Annotated in this window: 7 protein-coding genes; 4 read left to right on the plus strand and 3 right to left on the minus strand. The window is 56.8% G+C overall.

The features are described from left to right. On the minus strand, window positions 1-381 hold a 381-nt coding region (locus tag AC1DYX_RS28075; protein ID WP_477265036.1), incomplete at its 3' end, for a hypothetical protein. A gap of 265 nt (window positions 382-646) precedes the next feature. Between AC1DYX_RS28075 and AC1DYX_RS28080 the strand changes: the two genes are divergently transcribed. After that, complete coding sequence (locus tag AC1DYX_RS28080; RefSeq protein WP_477265038.1) at window positions 647-1,009, plus strand: hypothetical protein; 363 nt, start codon at window positions 647-649, stop codon at window positions 1,007-1,009. 199 nt (window positions 1,010-1,208) lie between these two features. Here the strand turns inward: AC1DYX_RS28080 and AC1DYX_RS28085 are convergent, their stop codons facing one another. Together AC1DYX_RS28085 and AC1DYX_RS28090 are read right to left on the minus strand one after the other, a co-directional pair. After that, the gene (locus AC1DYX_RS28085; protein WP_477265040.1) at window positions 1,209-1,343 is read right to left on the minus strand and encodes a hypothetical protein; all 135 of its coding nucleotides are present in this window, start codon (window positions 1,341-1,343) and stop codon (window positions 1,209-1,211) included. Between the two features lie 426 nt (window positions 1,344-1,769). Beyond that, window positions 1,770-2,147, minus strand: coding sequence for a hypothetical protein (locus tag AC1DYX_RS28090; RefSeq protein ID WP_477265042.1), 378 nt, complete (start codon window positions 2,145-2,147; stop codon window positions 1,770-1,772). An 81-nt stretch (window positions 2,148-2,228) separates the two neighbouring features. On the opposite strand from AC1DYX_RS28090, the gene AC1DYX_RS28095 reads away from it, so the two are divergent. Genes AC1DYX_RS28095 through AC1DYX_RS28105 form a run of 3 tightly spaced genes read left to right on the plus strand, consistent with a single transcriptional unit; the run spans window position 2,229 to window position 4,203 of the window. Further along, window positions 2,229-3,173: a UPF0149 family protein gene (locus AC1DYX_RS28095; protein WP_477265044.1), complete on the plus strand. Its 945-nt coding sequence runs from the start codon at window positions 2,229-2,231 to the stop codon at window positions 3,171-3,173. Window positions 3,174-3,186: 13 nt separating this feature from the next. After that, window positions 3,187-3,768 (plus strand): DUF7713 domain-containing protein, encoded by a 582-nt coding sequence (locus AC1DYX_RS28100; protein WP_477265046.1) that lies wholly within the window; start codon window positions 3,187-3,189, stop codon window positions 3,766-3,768. Between the two features lie 6 nt (window positions 3,769-3,774). Continuing rightward, the gene (locus AC1DYX_RS28105) at window positions 3,775-4,203 is read left to right on the plus strand and encodes an IS1096 element passenger TnpR family protein (protein ID WP_477265048.1); all 429 of its coding nucleotides are present in this window, start codon (window positions 3,775-3,777) and stop codon (window positions 4,201-4,203) included. The last annotated feature ends 395 nt before the right edge of the window (window positions 4,204-4,598 follow it).

A 4,598-nucleotide genomic window follows, 5' to 3' on the forward strand; every position in this document is an offset into this window, starting at 1 on the left:
ACCGCCGAGCATGATGACCACGCCGGCTTCGAGTTGCTCGCGGCGCAGGTGGGCGGTATCGTCGACGATCGCGCCGTTCAACTGGACAAGCATGCGGCTGTCCGGCACGGTGATCCGGATCTCGTCGTGCCGGTCACGGCATATTTGCAAGGGCGTCCGGGAAATGCCGCGCTCACCGAGCGGCATTTCTGCGCCGTCGAGCATACGGAATAGCGGCGTGTATCGGCTCAACTCAATGACGCCCGGACCGTCAATACCCGACCATTGCTGCCCAATGCGCGCCGGATCGGGATGCCATAACACGGTCAAACCCAATAAAGGCGCCGCAGCTTGCACCAGGGCACTGATGGGTGAAGTCGTCGTGAGTTTATCGTCTTGCATCACAGCAGCGTTTATTGCCGAAAACGGCGATGTCACCTATCCCGTCATTATCCCCGAAATTCTTTGTGAACTCTTCAATTCGGGAGTGTCATCGACGGCCTATTTACACGCCAAATCGCAACTGACACGTTATTGACACGACGTCGCACCGAAAAACTGTCAAAACCAGGCATTTTGGCGCTGGCACGGCGATTGCAACTATCCCTGCAAGCACGCGAAGTTCAGACAGTGCGAGTTCGTTGCAAGTCCTGATGCCGAGACAACGATGTCGGACGGCGATAAAACTGCAACCTATCTTTTAACTTTGTTACTGGAGAAAATCATGAGTGTTTTTAGTGTGAAATTCGCAGTGTACGGTGCGCTGGCAGGTGGCGATCAACAAAAAAYGCAAGCGATTAACGTAGCGGATGCAGTGCAACAACAACTGAATACGACCAGCTATCAGGGCGTGCTCAGCATCAATAACACGACGATGGGCCAGGATCCGTCGCCCGGTAGCTTGAAGCACTTCGGTGCGCTCGTGACCGTCAATGGCAAAGACATGTATTTCGCCTGCCAGGAAAGCCAGACCATCGATTTCAACCACAACATGCCGGCCGCTCTGCGCGTCGCCGAGGCAGTCAAGTAAGTCCCCCGGCGCGCATTCGTGACTGCATCCAGCCAGCGCTACACGAGTGCGCGCCTGTGTTCCGGTTTTTCTTCGAAGGTCAACGCCATCGGCAACACGATAGTCMGATAAAAACCGCCACGCGGGCCGTGTCGGCATGATACGACCCGCGCGGCCGACGCGCAGTGATTCTTTCTCATCCTGCCTGACGTGGACGCAGTCAGCTGGTGGCCGTTTTGATATCCACGCGGAAACGCATTTCCGGCAGCACTTCAGTGATGTTGCCATTCATTCCTTTCGGTTGCCCCCCGCCCGGCACGCGCCCCGGCGTGTAAGCGATCACGCGGCGGCGCAAGTGCGTCGCCCGCCGATGTCATGCAGGTACGACCAGAGCGGATTGTCGGCAAGCATCGCCGTACAGGAACACGCGTACCTGGCCTTCAGGGACGAAAATCAGCGTCTCGGGATCATCAGGACAATGCCAGCCCCGAGATCGATCCGGACGTCGACTCCGGGCGTCAGTACCGACGCCGATGCGGGCGCATGCACCAGGAACGTAACGCCACCTGTATTCAAGAAATTTCACTATACAAATAAAAAAGCCGCTGATCATTTGGTCTCAAAGATCAGCGACCTACCGATTTTTATTTAAAAATCAGTTACTTAAAGAAACCCCTCACTTCCCACTCGAATATCAACGGCTGAAATAGAACATTGATTCGTCGAGGTTTCGTTCGACCGCATCGAGGCGATACCATCAACGATACCATGTACCCTCAACCTAACTGTAAAGTTCCGCCCGGATCGGTTCCAGCACCCCCAGGCCATCCGCGGCCCAGGCTACGATGTCGTCCAGCGTGCGCTGCCAGTTGCGCCCACCAAACTCCAGCGCCGCAGTGTCTATTTGCCAGGTGTTGCGCACCGACGTATCGATCAGGGTTTGCTCCCCGCGTCCGAATGGCGCCAGTTCCGCCTGCGCCAGCAGTGGCGCCAGTTGACTGTGCTGGAACGGCAGCGACAACATGCCGCACCCTTGCACCGTCAGGTTGGGCGGGGTGATTTCAACCGTGCCGGTTGCATAAAAATCGCCGTGACGGCGGATTGCGCGCAGCGCTTGGGCCAGCGCTGAGCTGGAGAATTGGCATTCGTCAGTCGTCATGGACCGCGATGATAACAGTGACTGGTCAAAGCCCGCCATTCGCGTACAATCGGGAATTTCGCTGGCCCGATATCCAACACCATGACATACATAGCACCGGATCTGATCAACTCTTCGCTGTCCCAAACGGTCATACGGGACGGCAAGCCGATCAAGGTGGAAATATACGGCGATGGGCACGGCGGCTGGTTGCTGGAAGCAGTCGACCAGTATGGAAACTCCACGGTTTGGGACGAATCCTTCGCTACCGAACAGGAAGCGCTGGATGAAGCGCTGCGCACCATCGACGATGAAGGGATCGATAGCTTGATCGGCCCACCAAATGCCGATGGCAAGGCCCCGCCGACCTACGCGGCAGGCGTCGAGGACGACTTCAGCCTGCTCGCCGACTTCCTCGACAATGCCAGCACGGTTGGCCCGGCGATGGATATGCAAACACTGGAAGGCTTCTTGACTGCGGTCGTCATCGGACCGCGCCTGCTGTTGCCATCGGAATGGTTGCCGTGGGTCTGGGACAGCATGTACGGCAAAGCGGACGCCCCATTTGACGGCCCGGAACAGACGAACAAGTTGTTGACGCAGTTGATGGAGAAATACAATCGCGTCGTCGAAGCTTTTGAAGCTGATGCATTCATACCTTCATTTGGGCATGACGTTCGGGATGGCGCGCAACGCTGGTGCCAAGGCTTCCTCATCGCCGCWGATCTCGATGGCCAGGCGTGGCGCATGCTGTTGCTTGCCCATCCTGCCTGGTTCGCGCCATTCATGCGATTGGGAACGCTGGACGGCGTCGACATAACCGAACGCGAAGGCGATGCACGGGTCTGGATCGACGCGATCGTTCCTTCGCTCATGGACATACGCGACCACTGGCGCCTGCATGGCGCCGATACCGGCCAATTCATGGGAACCACCTTGGTGCGTGCCGCGCCCAAGGTCGGCCGCAATGACCTGTGTCCGTGTGGCAGCGGGAAGAAGTACAAACGATGCTGCGGTGCGGGCACGACACCGTCCACGCAACCCTGAATTGGAGGCCGCGTTGGAGCATGCCACTTGCGAAGGTTGCGGCAACGCCGCCCCACATCATCACCTGATCCACGATGGATCCCACGACGGCGGCTATCGGCTGCTATGCACCGCCTGCTTCAATGCGAATGCTGCAGCCCGTGCCGGTCTCGCTCATTTCGAGCACGTGCAACTCGAGCCAGTCGCCCTCAGCGACAGCGAAGGCGCCGTGCATCAATTCCATTTCCGGGTTCGTTTTCTGGGAAACCTGTTGTCGGTCGACGCTTTCGAACTGGACGGCAGTGTGCCGGCCGGATACCRGTTCCAACAGTTGGGTGATCCCGGCGAGGAATTGCTTGTGATTGTGGGTCGCCTGATTCAGAAAATCCGCCGCACCCTCGCGGTCAAACACATCACCAATGGCAGATTGGGCCCGGCAATTATCGACAGGTGTGTCAGGGGCTACATCGAATACGACGATCAGGCGGATGGCCGGCTGCCCCTCGTTGTCGTGGATGGGCGCCCGATGGCATGGGACGAACTGGGAGCGATGCTGATCACCTTCGAAGGTTGGCAATTCAAATTGGAATTGTTTGACCGGAGCGAGGAGCCTTAATCAGCGATGCAACACATTTTTACACTAGACATTAATTGCATCAGCGGCATGTATTTGACGGAAGCGTACGAGTTCCGAATTCAGGTGCCCGCCACCTGGACACTGGCCGACCTGGCGAACTGCATACTTCTCACGATGGAATTCGATGGCGACCATCTCGCGCAATATTACTTGGCGGCGACTCCATCTGGCCGCAAAACATGGTTCGGCTCGGCCGTCGGGACTGAACGAAGCGATTTGAGTCTGAACAAGGTCTTTCCACTGCCGAAGCACAAGAAATTATTCTATTTATACGACTTCGGCGCTTCGTGGAAATTCCAGATAAGTAAGCAAGGCAAGGTCACCGCAGCAATCCCGGGTATCGAGTACCCCTGTCTGCTTGCCACGCATGGTACGAAACCATTGGAGTATGGGGATGACGGTGACTCCGATTGACGGTCGCGTACGCATTGGATCGGTAACGATATGAAGGTGGCAGCAAGGCATACGTTGAACGATATTTTTAGAGATACTAAATAGCCACAGCCCATTGTCGCAAAACAGCCACCGATTGCGTCAGGTCGGGACGGCTGACCAAGACATTGCGCGTCCACTCGTCATGGATCATGTCGCTCCAGCGCGCGCGGTAGATGAACCTGCAACCTAGCGATTATTCCAGCGACGTGCAGCGAAATCTGGATCAGATGGGGCTGCCGACGGCTCTCACGGCCAACGAGCGTGATATCGTGAATGACTATGAGCGACAGGACTTCGGCGCGAAGGAGTGTGCCATGCACTTTTCGAAGCAGCGAATATAAATTGCATGCTTATACGGGAATGCACCTGCATTT

This window comes from Massilia sp. P2_C2 (assembly GCF_056404615.1).